Source organism: Neobacillus sp. NPDC058068 (assembly GCF_042885335.1).
GTDB lineage: Bacteria > Bacillota > Bacilli > Bacillales > Cytobacillaceae > Neobacillus.
The window spans coordinates 19,242-39,483 of sequence record NZ_JBHVSI010000012.1 but is presented as its reverse complement, the minus strand read 5'-3'; the positions used below and the strand labels follow the sequence as shown (position 1 = coordinate 39,483).

The 20,242-nt window shown below is 41.3% G+C and carries 18 protein-coding genes and 1 other annotated feature; of the genes, 5 read left to right on the top strand and 13 right to left on the bottom strand.

Going from position 1 to position 20,242, the window contains the following annotated elements:
• The first annotated feature begins 61 nt into the window (after positions 1-61).
• Positions 62-1,591 carry an FAD-dependent oxidoreductase gene (locus ACFVSW_RS15125; RefSeq protein ID WP_387317496.1) on the top strand — a complete coding sequence of 510 codons (1,530 nt, stop codon included), beginning with the start codon at positions 62-64 and terminating at the stop codon, positions 1,589-1,591.
• A 69-nt stretch (positions 1,592-1,660) separates the two neighbouring features.
• On the opposite strand, the gene ACFVSW_RS15120 is transcribed toward ACFVSW_RS15125, so the two are convergent.
• The 4 genes from ACFVSW_RS15120 to ACFVSW_RS15105 all read right to left on the bottom strand — a co-directional run bounded on the left by ACFVSW_RS15120 (position 1,661) and on the right by ACFVSW_RS15105 (position 5,016).
• Complete coding sequence (locus ACFVSW_RS15120) at positions 1,661-1,795, bottom strand: hypothetical protein (protein ID WP_268874914.1); 135 nt, start codon at positions 1,793-1,795, stop codon at positions 1,661-1,663.
• Between the two features lie 58 nt (positions 1,796-1,853).
• Positions 1,854-3,317: an amidase family protein gene (locus tag ACFVSW_RS15115; RefSeq protein ID WP_387317495.1), complete on the bottom strand. Its 1,464-nt coding sequence runs from the start codon at positions 3,315-3,317 to the stop codon at positions 1,854-1,856.
• A 143-nt stretch (positions 3,318-3,460) separates the two neighbouring features.
• A complete protein-coding gene (locus tag ACFVSW_RS15110; RefSeq protein WP_387317493.1) occupies positions 3,461-4,606 on the bottom strand; it encodes a DEAD/DEAH box helicase in 1,146 nt (381 codons plus the stop codon).
• 110 nt (positions 4,607-4,716) lie between these two features.
• Positions 4,717-5,016 carry a DUF5658 family protein gene (locus ACFVSW_RS15105; protein WP_387317491.1) on the bottom strand — a complete coding sequence of 100 codons (300 nt, stop codon included), beginning with the start codon at positions 5,014-5,016 and terminating at the stop codon, positions 4,717-4,719.
• Positions 5,017-5,455: 439 nt separating this feature from the next.
• Here ACFVSW_RS15105 and ACFVSW_RS15100 point away from each other — a divergent pair, with 439 nt between their 5' ends.
• On the top strand, positions 5,456-5,686 hold the full coding sequence (locus ACFVSW_RS15100) for a hypothetical protein (protein ID WP_387317489.1): 231 nt from the start codon (positions 5,456-5,458) through the stop codon (positions 5,684-5,686).
• A 159-nt stretch (positions 5,687-5,845) separates the two neighbouring features.
• Here the strand turns inward: ACFVSW_RS15100 and kynB are convergent, their stop codons facing one another.
• The 8 genes from kynB to ACFVSW_RS15060 form a co-directional block, all read right to left on the bottom strand.
• Positions 5,846-6,469 carry an arylformamidase gene (gene kynB / locus ACFVSW_RS15095; protein ID WP_387317487.1) on the bottom strand — a complete coding sequence of 208 codons (624 nt, stop codon included), beginning with the start codon at positions 6,467-6,469 and terminating at the stop codon, positions 5,846-5,848.
• An 86-nt stretch (positions 6,470-6,555) separates the two neighbouring features.
• Complete coding sequence (locus tag ACFVSW_RS15090; protein WP_387317485.1) at positions 6,556-7,521, bottom strand: ABC transporter ATP-binding protein; 966 nt, start codon at positions 7,519-7,521, stop codon at positions 6,556-6,558.
• Positions 7,518-8,498: an ABC transporter ATP-binding protein gene (locus tag ACFVSW_RS15085; protein WP_387317483.1), complete on the bottom strand. Its 981-nt coding sequence runs from the start codon at positions 8,496-8,498 to the stop codon at positions 7,518-7,520. The genes ACFVSW_RS15090 and ACFVSW_RS15085 overlap by 4 nt, the downstream gene beginning before the upstream one ends.
• A gap of 9 nt (positions 8,499-8,507) precedes the next feature.
• Positions 8,508-9,428 carry an oligopeptide ABC transporter permease gene (opp4C, locus tag ACFVSW_RS15080; protein ID WP_066083580.1) on the bottom strand — a complete coding sequence of 307 codons (921 nt, stop codon included), beginning with the start codon at positions 9,426-9,428 and terminating at the stop codon, positions 8,508-8,510.
• 13 nt (positions 9,429-9,441) lie between these two features.
• Entirely contained in the window at positions 9,442-10,398 is a 957-nt protein-coding gene (locus tag ACFVSW_RS15075) for an ABC transporter permease (protein WP_387317481.1), read from the bottom strand.
• A 58-nt stretch (positions 10,399-10,456) separates the two neighbouring features.
• Entirely contained in the window at positions 10,457-12,136 is a 1,680-nt protein-coding gene (locus tag ACFVSW_RS15070; RefSeq protein WP_387317627.1) for an ABC transporter substrate-binding protein, read from the bottom strand.
• 284 nt (positions 12,137-12,420) lie between these two features.
• Entirely contained in the window at positions 12,421-12,786 is a 366-nt protein-coding gene (locus ACFVSW_RS15065) for an SCP2 sterol-binding domain-containing protein (protein WP_387317479.1), read from the bottom strand.
• Positions 12,787-12,885: 99 nt separating this feature from the next.
• Positions 12,886-13,902, bottom strand: coding sequence for a 4Fe-4S binding protein (locus ACFVSW_RS15060; protein ID WP_387317477.1), 1,017 nt, complete (start codon positions 13,900-13,902; stop codon positions 12,886-12,888).
• A 240-nt stretch (positions 13,903-14,142) separates the two neighbouring features.
• Positions 14,143-14,431: a binding site (T-box leader), on the top strand.
• 51 nt (positions 14,432-14,482) lie between these two features.
• Between ACFVSW_RS15060 and brnQ the strand changes: the two genes are divergently transcribed.
• Complete coding sequence (brnQ, locus tag ACFVSW_RS15055) at positions 14,483-15,823, top strand: branched-chain amino acid transport system II carrier protein (RefSeq protein WP_387317475.1); 1,341 nt, start codon at positions 14,483-14,485, stop codon at positions 15,821-15,823.
• A 39-nt stretch (positions 15,824-15,862) separates the two neighbouring features.
• Here brnQ and ACFVSW_RS15050 read toward each other — a convergent pair whose 3' ends face one another.
• On the bottom strand, positions 15,863-16,849 hold the full coding sequence (locus ACFVSW_RS15050) for a Gfo/Idh/MocA family protein (protein ID WP_387317473.1): 987 nt from the start codon (positions 16,847-16,849) through the stop codon (positions 15,863-15,865).
• 457 nt (positions 16,850-17,306) lie between these two features.
• On the opposite strand from ACFVSW_RS15050, the gene ACFVSW_RS15045 reads away from it, so the two are divergent.
• On the top strand, positions 17,307-18,965 hold the full coding sequence (locus tag ACFVSW_RS15045) for a glutamine--tRNA ligase/YqeY domain fusion protein (RefSeq protein ID WP_387317471.1): 1,659 nt from the start codon (positions 17,307-17,309) through the stop codon (positions 18,963-18,965).
• 241 nt (positions 18,966-19,206) lie between these two features.
• A complete protein-coding gene (locus tag ACFVSW_RS15040) occupies positions 19,207-20,241 on the top strand; it encodes an ABC transporter permease (protein ID WP_387317469.1) in 1,035 nt (344 codons plus the stop codon).
• The last annotated feature ends 1 nt before the right edge of the window (position 20,242 follow it).

Genomic DNA, 20,242 nt, shown 5'->3' with positions numbered 1-20,242 from the left:
TGATTTTCTCACTTTAGGAAAAATTAAACACGAGTTCATTATAAAGCTGGAGGAGTTATGTATGAGTTCTTCTGAAAAAATCCCACAATTCCCAAAAACTTATTGGCGTGAAATCGATTTACCTGCTTTTCGGAAATTAAATGAAGATTTATCTGTCGATGTAGCAATTGTTGGCGCCGGAATAACTGGTATTACAGCCGCTTATTTACTTTCAAAGGAAGGAAAGAAGGTTGCCTTACTTGATGCAGGCAGTGTTTTAAATGGGACTACCGGACATACAACGGCAAAAGTAACAGCGCAGCATGGCCTAGTTTACGATGAATTTATCCAACATTTTGGTGAAGAAAAGGCCCGCCTCTACTTCGAATCCCATATGAATGCCATCCAATTCGTTGAAAGTAATGTGAAGGAAAAGGGAATAGATTGTGATTTCAGCAATGAAGATGCCTATATGTATGCAACGACCGAGGAATATGCTGAAAAGCTTAAAACGGAATGGGAAGCCTATAAAACACTTGGAATCGATGGTGCCTTAAAGGATACCATTCCCTTTCCTATCCCAGTTAAAGCGGCCTTGCTTATGCGGAAACAGGGTCAGTTTCATCCCCTTAAATTTTTGAAATTTCTTTTGGATGAGGCTGTTAAGAGCGGCTGCACAGTATTTGAAAATACTGTTGCTTCCGACATTGAGGACGATAAGAACCAGCCAAAAGTGGTTACCAAATCTGGTCATAAAGTCACCTGTAATCATGTGATTATCGCCTCACACTTTCCATTTTACGATTTACCTGGCCTTTATTTTGCAAGGATGCACGCGGATAGGTCCTACGCAATCGGAATAAAAACGGATAAAGACTATCCTGGAGGCATGTATATCAGCGCTGATAGCCCGACACGTTCGATTCGCTATACACCGATTGACGGAGAAAAGTTGATTATCATTGGCGGAGAAAATCACAAAACGGGACAAGGCATTGATACAATGAAGCATTATGAAGCACTCGAAGACTTTGCGGAAGATGTTTTTGGCATTAAGGAATACGATTACCGCTGGTCGGCGCAGGATTTAGTTACCCTTGATAAACTTCCCTATATTGGTCCAATCACAGCAGAGCGTGAGCAAATATTGGTGGCAACGGGCTATAAAAAGTGGGGCATGACCACTGGCATCCTCGCCGGACACTTATTGACCGATTATGTCATCGACCGGGATAACCCCTACAAGGAGCTCTATTCACCATCGCGATTCCAGGCTGACCCGGATTTAAAAAGCGTGGTAACAACCAATGCCGATGTCGCTAAGCATCTCATTAAAGGCAAGCTTGAGTATACGGACAAGCATCCGGAGGATTTACAGGTTGGTGAAGGATCAGTTGTCATGTTTAACGGAAAAAGAGCGGGTGCATACAAGGATGAAAATGGTAAACTATATGTTGTCGACACCACTTGTCAGCATCTTGGCTGTGAATGTGAATGGAATCGAGCTGAAAAAACGTGGGATTGCCCATGCCACGGTTCACGGTATGCCTATTCTGGCGATGTCATCGAAGGTCCAACCAAAAAACCGCTGCCATTGTTTTCCGAAGAGTAGGGCTGCCATTGGTATATATGGATATAACACAAAAACAACGCCTCCCGTATCGCAGGAGGCGTTTCGTTGTTATTTACTGTTTGGCCGGTTTCGTTTTAAATCTTCCCCAGTTGTAAATTCGACCAGCTCTGAGCTTGTTTTCATTGGCTTTTTCGTGTTGTTGTTCCGCTGGGCATTGGCATTGCCTAGTTTCGTTCTTCCCACAGCTACCATCTCCTTTCCTAAGAAATTCATTTGATAGTATGGATGAAAACAGGCAAACCTATTCGAGGACGGGTGCCTTACGAAAGGCTGTCATTTGCTCAAACGCATAGGCAGTTTGAATTAACAGTGGTTCACTGAAAGCCGTTCCAGCAAAGGTAATGCCAACCGGCTCCCCTGCCGCCGTGTAACCTGCAGGGACAGCTACCGTGGGATAGCCTGCTTTAGCACTGATATGCGAGCCTTCGTCACTTGGAAAAACAATCACATCCAGATTATATTTTTCTAAAGCAAAATCAATCCCTTGCTCGGTTGCATGATAGAGGTCAAATTCCAATGCTTCCACATAGGCAGCTTCGGTTAATGTTCCGCTCGTCTTTTCTGATCTAAGGAGCACGGCCTGCCCGTACTTTAGCATTTTTTCTTCATCCTTATTATTAAACTCAATTAGGTCCGCTAATGTTCTTACAGGTATGGACGGGTGCAATTGACTCAAATAGGCATTTAAGTCTGGTTTAAATTCATACGATAGCACATCATATTTCCAAGCTGCTTTAGCAGAAGGAATTTCAATGTTTTCGATAATTTCAGCACCTGAAGTTTTCAACATTTCCAATGCCGCAGCCACCACTGTTTGCTTTTCCTTACTTAAAAGCTCGATAAATCCTTCCGCAGCGATACCGATTCGTTTTCCTTTAAGACCATCTTTCAAAAGAAATTCAGTAAAGTCGAATCCATTGAACGGATTTGTATTGGTGATAGGGTCGCGCCCGTCTTTTCCACATAGTGCATTCAAAAGGAGCGCGGCATCTTCAACGGTTCTAGCCATCGGCCCTGCAGTATCCTGAGTATGGGCGATAGGAATGATACCTCGTCTACTAATAAGGCCCACTGTTGGCTTGATTCCAACTAACGAATTCTGGCAGGATGGATTTAAAATCGATCCGGATGTTTCCGTTCCAACTGCGGCAGCGGCAAAGTTTGCCGCAATCGCAGCGCCCGATCCTGAGCTTGAGCCGCCGACATCAAACGCACCAGGTCCATACGGATTTAATACCTGACCGCCGCGTGAACTATAGCCGCTTTTCATTCCAATGGCCATGAAATTTGCCCACTCGGTCATATTTGTTTTTCCGAGAATAACAGCTCCAACATTGCGTAATTGCTCGGCTACAAAAGAATCCTGGAGCGAAATTGAATCCTTTAAGGCAAGGGATCCGGCACTTGTATGCATTTTATCATGGGTATCAATATTATCTTTTATTAAAATTGGAATCCCGTGGAGCCGGCTTCGTGGTCCTGATTCTTTCCGTTCAACATCAAGTGCTTCAGCAATATGCAAGGCGTCAGGATTCACTTCCAGAACGGAATGAAGACCGCTGTCGTAAACGGAAATTCTATGTAGATACATTAGGACCAGTTCTTTCGCGGTAAGTTCACCACGCTCCATTTTTTCTTGAAGCTGGCTGATTGTGGCTTCCTCAAGCCACTCATCAAGCCATTTTTTTAATTTTGGATTTTCCATTGTTTCCCCTCCATTTCTCTTTTTTACTATTCAAGATGAGCGGCGGAAATCCTCTTTTTTTATAGGGCGTTTCACAATCTAGATTTATAGCTCCGCGCCGCCCCTTTTACATACAAAAAAAACAGTGGGATCCCCCACTGCCTTTATCTTCTAAGCTTTTGATTTCTTTGTCCTTCTTCAACAATTTTCCCTTGATAAAAAACTCTTTTATGGAGCGGGACCTTTAGCTCGCGGCAATAGAGCTTCAGTTCTCTTTCTTCCCTTTCGGTCACAAGCGAGATGACAATTCCATCTGCCCCCATCCGTCCTGTTCTGCCGGCACGGTGAACATATTGCGAAATATCCTTCGGAAGGTCAATTTGGACCACATGGGTGACCCCTTGAATATCAAGACCTCTGGCCGCGACATCTGTAGCAATAAGCATGTTCATTTTTCCATCCCGGAAAGCCTTTAACGCAGCTTGGCGCTCGAGCTTTTTCATGTCGCTATGGAGAATTCCGGTTGAAAGCTCTTTAAAGCGAAACTTTTCTTTAAACACTTCGATTTCACCAATGTCATTAATAAACGCAAGCGATTTACTATCGTCTAGACGAGTAATTTTTTCTAAGAGCTTGATTTTATCCCTTGGTTCACACAGAAAATAGATATGTTCTACGTCTCCGGAAGAGGCTGCCTCATCCTTTTCAATCCGGATAATCTCTGGAGACTTTGTGATCGCGATTGCCTGCTGTTCAATCCCGGGTTTCATCGTTGCCGAGAATAACACTACTTGGCGGTCACTCATCGTAGATTTAACGATGCTTTGGACCGTGTTAAGGTGTTCAGAGATTAGAAGCTGGTCTCCCTCATCCAAAACAATCATTTTTACTTCATGCATTTTTACTTTTTTCTGTTTGATTAACTCAAGGAGCCTGCCCGGTGTCGCGAAAATAACTTGGGGACGTTTTTTTAATTTTTCCAACTGCCGTTTGACGTTGGCGCCGCCAATAATGGAAGTGCCTCTGATGCCGCTTCCCTCTGACCATTTTTGAAATTCTTGATACACCTGCATGATTAGCTCTTGCGAGGAGGCGAGGACCACTGCTTGTAAGGATGGCAGATTGGCATCGATCGAATTTAACAATGGAAGTAAATAAGCGAGCGTCTTTCCGGTCCCTGTCGGTGACTCGGCAATCATGTCTTTTCCTTCAAGAATCATCGGGACTGCAGCTGCTTGAATCGAAGTAGGCTGCTCGAATCCTGCCTTTTGCCATGCTTCCTGTAAGAAAGGCTTTAAATTATCTAACATAATGTACTCCTTTATGTATAGTCATTTTACTTATTATTTGTATATTTATATCTTATTGATACTAACTTAATAACCGCGGAGTGTCTAGTTATCAACGAAAGATTGGTGGCTCATGATGAGGTATTTAAATAGAGGACAATCCAGACCATATGATACACTAGGACTGAGAAATAAAGGACACAGGTAGAAATCAAAAGCGTCCTAATCCACCCTTTTAATGGTCGAAGGTAAAATAAGCCTAGCAGCGTTAGCGGTAAGAAGATTTTAATCAGATAGAAATAGGACCAGCCTTTAGCAATGAAAAACTGCATTACCGGGTTCCCTTCCTCTATAAAACCTGAAACAATCCCAAGATGGGACATGACCGCATCCACCACACCGGCAATAAGCAGGAATAAACAGAATCTCATCGTTCAACCTCCATTAAAATGATCAGTATTCATTATTTCTATCCTTCCGAGCAATTATTCGTGCTTAATAAAGAACTTTTAGAATGTATAAAGGCTGACTGTGAGAGTGTGCACTATTTTATTTTATAAAAGTTTTACATTAAAATGTACGTTTTTGTTCTTAATTGAGGTATGTTTTTATAAAAAACTGCCCATGATGAGCAGCACTTGTTAAGCAAATGTTCGTAATGCTAATTTATCAAGTCAACCCGTTCAGTTTCAAACCTTGCAAAAGCAGCGCAAACTGTTGAAATTACTGGGTTAGCACTAAAAGCTGGTAATTATTTTGACAAATGAAATTTCGAAAGATTTGTGAACATTAATGTCAAATTGATATTAGCTTGTGGGATTGGTGATAAAATGAACAACAATAAGATAACAATATAACGGGGTTGAAAATATGTTTAAGAAGATTTCTCTTATCGCTTCGCTGTTGTTTTTTCTAATAGGGACGAGTGCTTTTGCAACTGAACAGTCAGATAAGGGGATAAACAATGCATCCTCGATAACAAAAAAGACCGTCGCGGAAGAGCCCTCTTTTAAAGATTATGTTGTACCAGGTACAGTTGGTTTATTGATAGTTGTCGGCTTCGGAAGCTATTGGCTAATTTACAGAAGAAAACGAGCATGACCGGCAATATATAATGGTATTTATCCCACTTTTTTAGCCCGCCGCCTATCTCGGCGGGCTATTTTGCATGTAAATTTACAAGGGTGTCAGGCACCATTTTACTTTATTTGTAAAATGGTGCCTTAAAATAGTGCCTGACACCCATTTTTTTCTCCTTCTCTACAACTGACGGAGGATGGCGCGGACGGGGCTGCCGTCTCCTTCGACTAGCGGAAGGGGTAAGGCAATCAGTTCGTAATCTCCAGGGACAATTTCATCTAGGATTAGTGATTCTAAAATGTGAATTCCGTTTTCATTCAAACTGTGGTGCGCAGGAAGCTCTTTGCTGTCAATCGGGTCAACAGAAGGAACATCTAGTCCGATTAATCGGATGCCCTTCTTAGCTAAAAATGGAGCTAGGTCTGGTTCAATATGAGGAATTTTCTCTGGAAAGACGGTACTGTTTTTCCAAGCTCGTGTTCGAAACAAAACTCTTGTGACCCCGGCCAAGTCAAATTCGTTTAATTCCTCAATGCCGATGCTCTCAATTTCCTGCGGCAAATCAATAACTCTTGCGGGGCCGATGTAAAGAGTAAGGTCCAACTCATAGATTCTTTTTCCGTCGTTATCAAAATGAAATGGTGCGTCGACATGTGTGCCTGTGTGGGTACTTAATTCCAGTCTGCCAACATTAACCGAGCCGCTTTCCTCCATTGGCCATGAGACCTCGTATTGAAAAGCGGTATCCCCCGGCCAAACGGGCATCCCATTGACCAGCTTTCTTGAGATATCGAAAATCCTCATTTTGTTTCTCCCCTTTCCTCATCCTATTGCACTTCTCCACTTATTATTTCATATTGTCCTAATCCTTTTCCATTATTTATTATTAATTATACATAATGACAGGCGACAAAATGACCGGCGCCCGCGTCACGGTAGTCTGGCACTTTTTCGGCACAAAGGTCTGTCGCCATTGGGCAGCGCGTCCGGAACTTACAGCCTGAAGGTGGATTGATTGGACTTGGAATATCGCCTGTTAATATAATTCGTTCTCTTTTAGCCGTTGGATCTGGAATCGGAATTGCTGAAAGAAGCGCTTTTGTATATGGGTGCAAGGGATGATCAAATAACTCTTCCTTTGGAGCTAATTCGACAATATTACCTAAATACATAATCGCAATTTTCGTACATAGGTGTTCCACTACACTTAAATCATGAGAAATAAACAGATAGGATAAGCCGTTTTCCCGTTGCAGGTCACTAAATAGATTAATAATTTGCGCCTGTATCGACACATCCAGTGCAGCAACAGGTTCATCCATTACAATAAACTCCGGATTAAGAGCCATCGCACGGGCAATAACGATACGCTGGCGCTGGCCTCCGGAAAATTCATGCGGATAGCGGTCAATATGAAATGGGGAAAGACCACACTTGTCCATGACCTCCAACACCCGCTCGCGGACTTCCTTTTTAGAAACAAGACCATGCTCAACCATCGCTTCGCCGATTGCGTCACCAACCCTTAGTCGTGGATTTAATGAACTGAATGGATCTTGAAAAACAAGCTGCGTTTGGACACGAAGCTGACGAAGCTCCTTTTTGGATAATGAAAAGACGTCTTTTCCCTTAAACTTCACATCACCGTCTGTCTTCTCATGGAGGCGTAAGATTGTTTTACCAATCGTCGATTTGCCGCTGCCTGATTCACCGACAAGCCCAAATACGTCGCCTTTTTCAATCGTAAAACTAACCCCGTCAACTGCCTTAACAGAGTCGCCAAATTTCTTAAACATTCCTTTAGAGGCAGAATAATATTTTTTTAGATTCTGTACTTCTAATAGTGCTTCGCTCATCGATTTTCACCGTCCTCGTATAACCAGCATGCTGCTTTTTGTCCTTTAGCTATTTCCGTTAAAACAGGCTGCTTCATCCGGCAAATATCCATTGCATGCTCGCAGCGGTCCGCGAAATAACAAGCCTCATGCAAATCTACTAAATTAGGAACCTGTCCAGCAATCGTATAGAGCCGGTCTTTCCTCTCACCAATAACAGGTTTGGCCTTCAACAATCCTTTTGTATACGGATGCTGCGGATTCTTAAACAGCTCAAGTACCGGACCTTCTTCGACCACTTTCCCGGCATACATGACGACAACATAATCAGCCATTTCCGCTACGACACCGAGATCATGAGTAATCAGCAGCATCGATGTGTTAAATTCCTTTTTGATATCACGTAACAGATCTAGAATTTGCGCCTGAATGGTCACATCCAGCGCAGTCGTTGGTTCATCGGCAATAATGAGCTTCGGATTACAGCTAAGAGCAATCGCAATCATAATCCGCTGCAGCATCCCGCCGCTTAATTCATGGGGATAAAGATTGACAATTTTTTCAGCATTAGGAATTCCCAGCATCGTAATCAGTTCCATTGCCTTTTTATAAGCATCCTTTTTGCTCAGTAATAAATGCTCTTGTATCGGTTCAATCATTTGTTCTCCAATGGTAAAAACCGGATTTAAAGAAGTCATTGGCTCTTGAAAGATCATGCCAATCTCATTACCTCTTAAACGGCGGATATCCTTTTTAGTTAAATCCAGCAGATTTTTCCCAGAAAAGATAATTTCGCCGCCTTCCACCTTTCCGTTTTCCGGAATTAACTGCATTAAAGATAAAGCAGTAATACTTTTTCCACAGCCAGACTCGCCAACAATGCAAACCGTTTCCCCTTCACGGATTGCAAAGCTGACGTCATTTACTGCCTTAACGACGCCGTTTTCCGTGTAAAAGTTTGTCTGCAGGTGCTTTACTTGAAGCAGCGTCTCATTCATTCGTAATCCCTACCTTCTCATTTTCGGATCAAGCGCGTCCCTCAGTCCGTCTCCTAGTAAATTGATCGAAACAACCGTTAGAAAAATAGCAGTTCCCGGCGGGATCCATAACCATGGCCGTTTTCTAAAATCCATGAAGTTATTGGCCGCATCCATCATATTCCCCCATGATGGTGTTGGCGGAACCACGCCAAGCCCGAGAAAGCTAAGGGCCGACTCACTCAAAATTGAGCCCGCAACGTTCAAGGTTGCCACAACCAAGAGCAGCGGAACCGTGTTTGGGATAAGATGATGTAAAATTTTTCGCCGATCGCTTAAACCAAGAACTTCTGTTGCCTGCATAAATGGCTGCTCTTTCAATGATAAGATCTGTCCTCGCACTAGCCGCGCAAGTCCCGGCCAGCCAACAAAGCTAAGCATAATCATAATAATATAAAGACGGTATTCAGCCGGAACTTTCCATTCTGATAAAATGGCTGCTAGTATTAAGAGCAGCGGCAAGCCCGGAATGGACATCAGAATATCAGCTATCCGCATTATGACCATATCAACAACACCACGGTAAAAACCGGAAATCGCCCCTAATAAGGAACCAATCATAACCGACAATACCATTGCGGCAATTCCGATGGTTAACGAGATTTGCCCCGCCATCATGAGCCTAGTTAGAACATCCCGCCCGTAATTATCTGTGCCAAGCCAATGTGCTGCACTCGGAGGCTGATTCATATTCGCTACATTCGTCCTGTCGAGAATGTACGGGGAAAAGTACGGCCCGATGAAGCTAAGCAAAAACATAAATAGTAAAAAGAACAAGCTGATCATCGCTAATTTATTCTTTTTTAGGCGACGAAAGGTTTGCTTCCAGATCGAAGGTGATTTCACAACTGTTTTCACCTGTTTATTTACAATCGGATTTGGAGTGTCCAATCTGCTTCCCTCCTTATTTCAATCTAATTCTTGGATCTACAGCAGCGTAGGTTACATCCGCTAAAAAGTTCCCGATAATCGTGAGACACGACAAAAACATCGTAAAGGCCATCAAGACAGGATAGTCGCGGAAACTAACTGATTCCAGCTGAATTCTGCCGACACCAGGCCAATTGAAGATTTGTTCCATAATAATCGCTCCGGAAAACAAACCCGGCAATTCAAAGGCAAGCAGTGTGATTGCTGGTAGAATCGCATTTTTCAGCGCATGTTTAAAAATAACCACACGTTCCTTCAAGCCTTTCGCACGAGCTGTTCGAATATAGTCCTGGCGAATAACCTCGAGCATCCCTGTTCGAAAATAACGCGTTAATGAGCCAATGCTAAGCAGGGTTAAAATGGTCACTGGCAGAATCATATGCTTGCCTACTTCAAGAAGGTGAGCAAACCCCGTGCTATCACTCCCCGTATCAATCATTCCGCCGATTGGCAAGATTTGCAGATCAACACCGAACCATTTTATAAAAAGTAAACTAATAAAAAACGACGGAAATGACATAGCTGCAAACACAAAAAATGTCACGAAACCATCAAACCAAGAGTACTGCTTGATGGCAGAAATAACACCCGATACTAGAGCAATGGACCACGTTAAAAATAGTGCGAAAATCGCAACAAAAAAGGAATTCCATACATACTTATTTAACAGCGATAAAACCTTTTCCTGATGCTTTAATGAGTAGCCAAAATCACCGTGCAAGGCATTTCCAAGCCATGTAAAGTACCTTTGTAACACAGGCTGGTCTAACCCATAAAGGGCCTTTAATTCTTGCGCTCTTTGCGGGGTTAAAGATATGTTTGAATCAATGTAATCCCCTGGCAGCATCGCAAACAAGAAAAAAATGATAAATGAGGTCCCGAATAAAATGACAATCATTTGTATAAATCGTTGTAATACATACTGTTTCATAAACTCTCCACCTCCACATAACAAAGTGCCTAGCTTAATCCGCTAGGCACTTTATTGGTTACTTTTTAATCGAAATGTTTGGCAAGCTAGCGCTGATGCCTGTAAAGTTGTCAGGATGTAAGCCTTCGATTTGGCCGCTGATTGCTTTTGCACTTTGACGATAGTGAATTAGAATGACAGGTGGATCATCATTTAATTCTTTGTAGAGATCATGGTAAATAACTTTACGTTTTTCAATATCTAACGTATTTAATCCCTTTTTAATTAACTCATCTACCTTTGGATTCGAATAGCCTGCCGCGTTATTTGCGTTACCTGTTGCAAACTCCTCAACCGGATCACTTGGATCTAAAATTTGTGACGTGGACACGGCAGCAAAGTCATAATCCTTCGTGCCTAATTTGGCAACAATCGCATTAAAGTCCATAATTTCCGGTTCAAATTTTATTCCGATATCCTGATAGTTTTCTTTTGCAATCGGGATGATTGGATCGTCAGCAGTTCTCGTTAAGTAACGAATAACAAATTTTTTGCCATCCTTTTCACGAATGCCGTCTGAACCAACCTTCCAGCCTGCCTGATCAAGTAATTCTTTCGCTTTATTAGCATTAAATTCATACTTGTTAATACCATCATCATTATAGGCCCATGAAACCTTAGAAACTGGGACATTCGCAACCTGACCGTAGCCTTTAAATTTCACATCAACAATTTTTTGGCGGTCCAAACCATAAACCAGCGCTTGCCTTACTGCTTTATCCTTGAACTGTGGACGTGAATTGTTGACATAAATAAAACCATAATCATTAACCGGTCCTACTTGAAGATTCGCAAATCCTAAACTTTTCAATTGCTCTACTGTATCATCATCTGCAGAGAAACCGGCATAATCAAGTTCACCAGTTTCAAACAATTGAAGAGAAGTTGAAGTATCAATTACTTTAAAGATTAAATTCTTTGTTTTTGGTGTACCAGCATAGTAATGTTCATTGGCAACATAACGAATTTCTTGGCCTGGTACATACTTAACAAATTTGTAAGGTCCAGCACCAAGCGGTTTCGGATAAAGTTCTTTTAAATAATCCAGTTTGCCAAATTGATAGTCTTTTCCGTAATAGGCTTTCGATAATACCTGCCCGCCTAAAATCAGAAGAGATTTTGCATTCACTTCTTCAGTTGTAATTTCAATTGTCTCTTTATCTATTACTTTAATTCCTTCAATCGATTTCGCTTTGCCTTCTTTATATTCCTTACCGCCTTTAATAGCAGTAAGCGAAATATCTTGTTCCCCTGCATATGCCGGGTCATGTAATAACGTTAAGGTAAAAGCGACATCATCTGCTGTTAATGGCGAACCATCACTGAATTTCAAGCCTTTTCTCAAATGGAATGTATATGTAAGCTTATCATCTGAGACATCCCATTTTTCTGCTAAAATCCCCACAGGTTTCCCAGTCGGATCTAAGTTTACCAACGGCGCAAACATTGGGTCGGTGGCGTTTCCATCCCAGCCATTTTCATAGAAATACGGCAAAAATACTCCACCTGGAGCTGATATACCCGCGATGAATGTATCTTTTCTTGCTTTTGTCTTATTTGGAAGTGCATCCAAGTTTGTTGCTTTGTATTCTTTTACTTCAGTGCTCGTTGCACTGGAGCTTTCCGTGTTCCCTTTCTTGTCCGATGCTGATGATTCTTTTGTGCTTGAACTATCCAAAGCACATGCAGATAGAATCATAGAAAGGATGATTACACTAAATAAACCTTTCAAACTCTTTTTCACTTTATTCCCCCCTGTTTACTTGGTTTTAAATTAAAATGTAAAACCAACCGCTTGACCATCAGCAAATTTTCAAAAACCGATAAATCCGATTGGTTTTGTTAACACAAATTAAAGATTACTTTTTTAAAGCAAAATTGTCAATTATTATTTTACTATTTCATTCTATATTTCTGTTTATTATTTATTTTCACACAATAAAAAAATAGCACAATCATAAGAATGTACTATTTTTCAAAAGATTAGAATGGTTCTTTTATATTATATTTTCGAAGAATCGTTTCGATTTTCATTCCCTTGCCAATATCGCCTTTGGCTTTAACCTTCCCTGTCAATAACGCCATCGTGCCGCTTTGCTTACCTAATAGGAATTTTTTGAAGTTATCATACGATAATGCCATCGTTACGTTTGGAGTTGCTTCCACTCCTTCTTTAATCGTCAGCTTTCCATCATGGAAAAAATGCTGATAGGTTGCTTCAGCCTCACCGTGAATGTCATATTGAACAACTGCTTCGAATCCTTGAATCGGTCCCGGGTTTTCATTAAAAATTTCTTCAATTCTTATCATCAGCTCTGTCAAAGAATAGTCATCAACTTTTTTTGCCACCTGTCAATTCCCCCTCGAAGGTAGAAATACCAAAATATTCCCTATATAACCATAATACTAAGACATCCCCGTTACAACAATGGATATTTTATGAATGTTCTAATGACCGATATAGCGTGCATCTGGAATCAATTCTTTCCATTCTTGATAAGAAATGATTGTATCCCAATGTCCTGTCATTTTGGCAATTCCAATGATAATGAAGAACAGAACGAAGAAGGCAACTGGAACGAACCATTTGTTTACCTTTTTATTCGCCACCGTCATATTAAGTGTATCCTTCACTGGGCAGGCTTCCACACAGGACATACAGGCGGAACAACTAAGTGAATTTACTTTTTCAATCTTATGAACTTGTAATCTTTGCGGGCAAACCTTTGTGCACATTTCGCAGTTTGTACAGGTATCTTCATTCCGTTGTATTTTTGTAATTCGAAAGATGGAGCCAAGACCGATCAATGCACCGTACGGGCAAAGGAACCGGCACCAAAAGTTTCTGAAGAATAACGAGAGAATAAAGACGACAATGAAAAATTTCAACGTAAAGCCGCCAATATTAAGGAATAACAATAACATTTTCACGTCGGAAACCTTATTATACGGGTCCACAAGGAAACTTTTGGCGCTGAAGGTATCCATTTGTATAACCATTGCCACAAAGAATAACAGCAAGACATATTTTATTGGTGTTAAAAACCACACCAGCCATTGCGGCATATCAAAGTTCCTTCTAAAAATTTTCCTGCCGAGCCACGCGATTAGTTCATTCGCCGTCCCAACAGGGCAAATCCAGCTGCAGAATGATTTCCGAAAAATGATACCGGCGCCGACAAAGAATGCCAGTAAGGTTAGCCCTGCCGGGTGAATCACATCGAAGTCACCACTTGTCAGCCAAACCTTCAGGGCAACCAAGGCGCTGATTGGCAAAAACCCTTCCACCGCAGACGGCCTTTCAACAAAAGGTGTTTTTCCGAGTGTTTCAAAATGCTGATAAAATTGATAAAACAGCAGGCCTACATATAATAAAAACAACAGAAACAAAGCCTGAACAGTATATCTAGTGATTTGAACCGGCTTCCGCTTCAATTGTTTCCTGTACCACGCTTTTGACTTCATCACGATTCCTCCATTCTTCCTTACTTTTACTATAAAGAAGCAAAAAAACAGGGGATGTGATATAAATCATTGCTAAGATTCAATTCAAAAAAATGTCATATTGGCGACTTAAATCTGTCATAATATTTTTTATTATTGTCATGGCAACGATGGAAACGATTACTCTTAATTTCTCGAAAATTTGCTGTTGCAAAACTATTTAAATATAATATAATTGCTTTAATAGAATTTTTGAAAAAATCAAAATCAATGACGAGAAGAGTAGCTTGTTCATTTTGACTTTAGAGAGCCGGCGGTTGGTGGAAGGCGGTGTCAGGACACAAGTGAAAATCATCTCCGAGATGCAAGGCCGAAAATAGGAAGCGGAAGTGTACCCTCATTGCCGGGAGCATACGCTAGACATCTAAGTAAGCCTTTGCCGGACCGCCCGCCGTTAACATGGGACACGTATGATGGTACGTTGATCGAGAGCCGCAATTGTTTTTTGTTGCGGAAGTAGGGTGGTAACGCGAGCTAGCTCGTCCCTATCCATAGGGGCGGGCTTTTTGTATTGAAAAAATTTGAAAAGGGAGCGAGAAGAATGAAAAAGAAGGATACGCTTTTTGTTGGATTAATGCTATTTTCGATGTTTTTTGGAGCAGGGAACTTAATTTTCCCGCCGTTTTTAGGAATGGGTTCAGGGACTTCCTTTTGGCCGGCCATCACTGGATTTATCATTACCGCTGTCGGACTGCCATTACTTGTTCTAATGGCTACTGCCCTGGTGAAGGACGGAGTAAACACACTTGGCAGCCGGGTTCATCCCTGGTTTGGCACTATTTTCACTATTGTTGTCTACTTATCAATCGGACCATTTCTCGCCATTCCGAGGAATGCCAATGTAGCTTTTGAAATGGGCATCAAACCTTTTCTTGGAACCACATCAGTTAGCGGCCAAGTGCCTTTAATCAGTTTTTCAGTAGTGTTTTTCTTACTCGTCTATCTATTAAGCTTAAACCCATCTAAAGTGGTCGATTACATGGGGCGTTTTATTACTCCCGTTCTTTTATTATCAATCGTAATCTTGTGTGTGACAGGATTCATGAAATTGGACCAACCGTTAAAAGCACCGACAGAAACCTATCAAACCGCTTCCTTGTTTAAAGGTTTTATCGATGGCTACTCGACAATGGATGCTCTTGCGGCACTTGCATTTGGAATTGTTATTATCACTGCCCTGAAACAAAAAGGAATTTCAGACAAAAAGCAAGTAACTCTTTATACCCTTAAGACAGGTGTCATCGCCGGGGCAGCTCTTGCGTTAGTCTATATCGGGATTGGCTTATTAGGGGCAAAGATGGCTGGTTACGGAATCTTTGAAAACGGGACAGACGTGTTATCATCCGCTGCAACGATTCTCCTTGGATTCGGCGGGAAAATCCTGCTAGGCGTTATTTTTACCCTTGCCTGCTTCACTACTTGTGTCGGCTTGACGATTGCTTGCGGACAGTACTTTTCAAAAATTGCTTCGATATTAAGTTATCGTATGGTTGTCACACTTGTTACCGTTGTAAGCTTTTCACTTGCAACCCTTGGCTTGAACCAGATTCTTAAAGCATCAGTTCCATTCCTGGTAATGACCTACCCGCTTACGATTGTGCTTGTATCACTCGCATTTTTACACCGTTTTTTCAGCGGTTCGCAAAAGGTTTATGTATGTTCAATGGTTCTATCAGGCATTGTCAGCTTGTATGATGGGTTGAAATTGTTTGGCCTAAAGTGGGACTTGTTAGAATCATGGATGGGCACTCTTCCGCTTGCTTCAGTCGGCTTAGGCTGGGTCGTGCCGGCCGTGGTTGGCTGCTTAGCGGGAGTCTTCTGGGAGAAATTAAGCCGATTATCATCAAGCAACAAAGCAGTAGAATTGAAAAAAGCTTCTTAATAAACAGCCAGTGGATCGACATCGCCACTGGCTGTTTCATTATTTCTCCAACGCAAAAATAATGTCATTTTGCTTTCTTGCCTCTTCTGTAATGCGCAGGACAATTTTGCTCCATTTTTTTAAGCGCTCGTATTCCTGAACATTTTTCGTCTCAATGATCTTGGCGATATTGATACATTCATAGACCATGTCTTGTTCTTCTTGCTCGACACTCAATATTGAACTTTCTTTTGTATGGCTGTCTATGAATTTTATTTTCGAAATAGGGGCGGCATCCTCAAGGACGAAGGTTCCGGCCTCTCCATGAATTTCACATGGAAGTTCGGAATGAGATATCTTTGAACAAAGAATTGTACAGACAAATTCTTCATATTCCAGCACGAGTGTGCCGCTGCCATCCACACCGCTCGTTAAGACCACAGGATGGTAGGTAACCTTTTTTGGCTCACCAAACAGGCAAACTGCTAAGTACAAAGGATAAACGCCTATATCAACGAGTGCACCTCCAGAGTATTTGGCAGAGAAGATATTCGGCTCCTCTCCTTGTAAAAATAAATCATACCGGGAGGAATATTGGATATACGGGAGCAGTGCGCTTCGCAATTTGCCTGCTAAATGAAGCTTTTCCATTAATATAGTGAAATTAGGTGTATGGATATTGCGAATCGCTTCAAATAAATAGACGCCATTCTCCTCCGCAGTCTGGTAGGCCTCTGTTAATTCTGCAGTATTTGAAAAAATTGGCTTTTCACAGATGACATGTTTCTTATTTTTCAAAAAGGTCAGTGCTTGTTCAAAATGAACAGAGTTGGGCGAAGCAATATAGACTGCCTCGAACTCCGGGCTTTTCGCCATCATCTCTAAATCCGTCCAAAAATATGGAGCGTTATATGTATTAGCAACTCGTTTCGCCTTCTCCTCAGTGCGGGAATAAACTCCGGTTAGCTGCAGCTGCTTGCTTGCGATTGCTGCCTTAATAAAGCTTTCTGTAATCCAACTGCTTCCAACTGTGGCAAATTTAAGCATAGAATTTCCCCTTCCTACGATTTACTTATCCCAATTTTAACTTTAATATGTGAAATATGCTAATGATAGGAGACCTATGTATCGCCGCGATTCCAGAACAATTCCCAATTAATATCCAGGGAATGTCGTAAGTTCCGGATTATATGTCGTATGTCTCTGAAAATATGTGGTAAGTGTCCGAATTTATGTCGTAAGCCCAATAAAATAGGTAGTTAGTGGCCAAATTAAAATCATACGTCCCAAAAATATGTTCTTCGCCCATTCTCCCTTGTATCCAACCACAAATTTTTCAAAAAAATTCTCTCTTAATGCTGTTTTTCCGTTGATTTGTTGGGAACAATGGAAAAATATCAATATTTATGGTATTTATAAGTAGTAGACATGAGGAAAACGTAAGGCGCCGGCTTATGACTCGAGCCGATGGCGCCCGGAGCTAGATAAATGAAAGAGGTTGAAAATGGTGGACAATTACACATCAAATTTTATTAAAGATATTATGATAAAAGATTTGGAATCAGGTAAGCACAAGGAAATTGTGACGCGCTTTCCGCCAGAGCCAAATGGTTATTTACATATTGGCCACGCTAAATCGATTATCATCAACTTTGGCTTGGCAGATGAATTTAAGGGGCAAACCAATTTACGCTTTGACGACACGAATCCATTAAAGGAAGACATCGAATATGTTAATTCGATTAAGGAAGACGTCAAATGGCTTGGATTCGAATGGGATAACTTATTATTTGCCTCCGATTATTTTGAAGAAATGTACAAAAGAGCTGTACTGTTAATTAATAAAGGACTTGCCTATGTTGATGACCTTTCGGCTGATGAAATCCGTGAATACCGCGGCACGCTGACAGAGCCTGGCAAGAACAGCCCTTACCGCGAGCGCTCCATTGAGGAAAACCTTGATTTATTTGCACGGATGCGGAATGGTGAGTTTGAGAACGGTCAAAAGGTGCTCCGAGCAAAAATTGACATGTCATCACCAAATATTAATTTGCGTGACCCTGTTATTTACCGGATTTCGCATGCGACACATCATAACACAGGCGATAAGTGGTGCATTTATCCGTTGTATGCCTTTGCCCATCCGCTTGAAGATGCGATTGAAGGTGTCACCCATTCCATCTGTACCATTGAATTCGAGGATCAGCGTCCCCTTTATAATTGGATTGTGGAACAATGTGAAATGGAGAACACGCCGCAGCAAATTGAGTTTGGCCGCTTGAATGTGACGAATACAGTTATGAGTAAACGGAAGCTTAAGCAGCTCGTCGATGAAGGGTTCGTGGATGGCTGGGATGACCCGCGGATGCCGACGATTTCTGGGATGAGAAGAAAAGGGTTTACCCCTGAATCGATTCGTAACTTTGTTAGCGAAACGGCTATTTCAAAGAACAACAGTATGGTTGATTCACAAATGCTTGAACACTTTGTCCGTGAAGATTTGAAAATGAAAGCGCCGCGGACCATGGGTGTGATTAATCCCTTAAAAGTAGTTATTACGAATTATCCGGAAGGCCAAATTGAATTGCTTGATGCGGAAATAAATCCAGAAAACCCGGAAATGGGTTCGCGGAAAATCCCATTCTCGCGCGAAATTTATATCGAACAGGACGACTTCATGGAAGAACCGCCGAAGAAATATTTCCGTCTGTTCCCTGGAAATGAAGTCCGTCTAAAGAACGCCTATTTCATTAAATGCGAAGAGATTGTTAAGGATGCGAGCGGTAATGTTGTCGAGTTACGCTGCACTTACGATCCTGAAACCAAGAGTGGTACTGGCTTCACAGGCAGGAAGGTAAAAGGAACAATTCATTGGGTAGAAGCAGCTCATGCCGTTCCAGCCGAATTCCGCCTATACGAACCGCTTATTTTGGACGAAGAAGAGGGAACTAGTGACGAGGGGAAAACATTCCTTGATAACGTAAATCCCCATTCACTTGAAGTCTTACAGGGCTTTGTCGAGCCAAACATGAAAGAAAGCCGGCCGCAGGAAAAATTCCAATTCTTTAGACACGGTTATTTCAACGTCGATCCGAAAGATACGACTGTTGATAAGCTTGTGTTTAATCGCATAGTATCCCTAAAGAGCTCGTTTAAACTGTAAACAAAATGAATTAGGCATTCAGAAACGCTTGGCATACAGCCGAGCGTTTCTTTCCTGTTAATATGAGCTGTTCTCTCCTCCCCCCTTCTATTCATTTTTTGCTCTTTTATTCTTTCTTCAATAAAACAATCTTCAGTATTAGTACAAAATTTCATTACCCCTAAATGTCATTTTCCGTTCATCGTCCGTTCATAAACCGATTATAAACTAAGGATGTCAAAATGAATTAGGAGGAATGAAGATGAACATGGCTTGGAAGGAAATAAGAAAACATAAAGGCAGGTTTTTAATTTTAGGGTCGATTGTTTTTCTCGTTAGTTTATTAACGTTTATTATATCTGGTTTAGCAAATGGACTATCACAAGATAATGCTGCCTTAATTAAAGATTTACCAAACGGACAATTTTTCATGGCGAAGGAGGCAGATCAAGCCTACAACCTGTCAAGAATAGATAGCAGCATCCAAGATCAAATATTACACAAACAAAAAGACGCAGTAGCATTTTCCATTCAAATGGGATTCCTTAATGACAGTGCTAAAAAGCAACGAAGCGTTGCGTTTGTGACAGCAACCGATTCAAAGTTGTTCAAAAATGTAAATAAAGGTGAAATAGTACTAGACCGTTCAATGAAAGATGCGGGAATTAAAATTGGTGATACGTTTACAAATAACCAATACAATGGCAACTTTATTGTAAAAGGTTTTGTTGAAAATAATAAATTTAGTCATGCACCGGTCGCGTATATCAATATGGATGACTATAAAGAAATGTACCGAGTCAATGAAATGCAATTGATTTTCATACCTAAAGGGGATTCTACACAAGAATTCACTGGCCTACAATCATTTTCGAAAAATCAGTTCCTAAATACGATTTCGAGTTATAAAGCTGAACAGATGTCTCTCAATATGATTATCTGGTTTTTAGTTGTCATCAGTGGCATGTTGTTTGCAATCTTTTTCTACATGATGAATGTTCAGAAAATAGGCTTATACGGAATTCTTAAGGCAATCGGGGTAAAAACAAGTACGTTATTTAAAATGATGTGGACACAAATGGTTTTGATCACAGTCATCGCCCTTAGTTTGTCGATTGCGCTCAGTCAAATTTTTAACACGATTGCACCGAAAGGAATGCCATTTGAATTAATCCCGGAAACAATCGGGCAACTGTCCGCTATCTTCTTAATCATTGGATTTATTGGAGCTACACTTTCAGGTTTGCAAATTAAAAAAATTGAACCATTACACGCGATTCAACAAGGAGAGGTTTAAT

Bases quoted from the DNA above. Each gene is read 5' to 3' on its own strand.
- ACFVSW_RS15070 (WP_387317627.1), bottom strand. From the start codon at position 12,136: ATGATTCTATCTGCATGTGCTTTGGATAGTTCAAGCACAAAAGAATCA.
- kynB (WP_387317487.1), bottom strand. From the start codon at position 6,469: ATGAGGATTTTCGATATCTCAAGAAAGCTGGTCAATGGGATGCCCGTT.
- ACFVSW_RS15090 (WP_387317485.1), bottom strand. From the start codon at position 7,521: ATGAGCGAAGCACTATTAGAAGTACAGAATCTAAAAAAATATTATTCT.
- ACFVSW_RS15125 (WP_387317496.1), top strand. From the start codon at position 62: ATGAGTTCTTCTGAAAAAATCCCACAATTCCCAAAAACTTATTGGCGT.
- ACFVSW_RS15105 (WP_387317491.1), bottom strand. From the start codon at position 5,016: ATGAGATTCTGTTTATTCCTGCTTATTGCCGGTGTGGTGGATGCGGTC.
- ACFVSW_RS15075 (WP_387317481.1), bottom strand. From the start codon at position 10,398: ATGAAACAGTATGTATTACAACGATTTATACAAATGATTGTCATTTTA.
- ACFVSW_RS15060 (WP_387317477.1), bottom strand. From the start codon at position 13,902: ATGAAGTCAAAAGCGTGGTACAGGAAACAATTGAAGCGGAAGCCGGTT.
- ACFVSW_RS15040 (WP_387317469.1), top strand. From the start codon at position 19,207: ATGAACATGGCTTGGAAGGAAATAAGAAAACATAAAGGCAGGTTTTTA.
- ACFVSW_RS15110 (WP_387317493.1), bottom strand. From the start codon at position 4,606: ATGTTAGATAATTTAAAGCCTTTCTTACAGGAAGCATGGCAAAAGGCA.
- ACFVSW_RS15050 (WP_387317473.1), bottom strand. From the start codon at position 16,849: ATGCTTAAATTTGCCACAGTTGGAAGCAGTTGGATTACAGAAAGCTTT.
- ACFVSW_RS15085 (WP_387317483.1), bottom strand. From the start codon at position 8,498: ATGAATGAGACGCTGCTTCAAGTAAAGCACCTGCAGACAAACTTTTAC.
- ACFVSW_RS15115 (WP_387317495.1), bottom strand. From the start codon at position 3,317: ATGGAAAATCCAAAATTAAAAAAATGGCTTGATGAGTGGCTTGAGGAA.
- ACFVSW_RS15100 (WP_387317489.1), top strand. From the start codon at position 5,456: ATGTTTAAGAAGATTTCTCTTATCGCTTCGCTGTTGTTTTTTCTAATA.
- brnQ (WP_387317475.1), top strand. From the start codon at position 14,483: ATGAAAAAGAAGGATACGCTTTTTGTTGGATTAATGCTATTTTCGATG.
- ACFVSW_RS15045 (WP_387317471.1), top strand. From the start codon at position 17,307: ATGGTGGACAATTACACATCAAATTTTATTAAAGATATTATGATAAAA.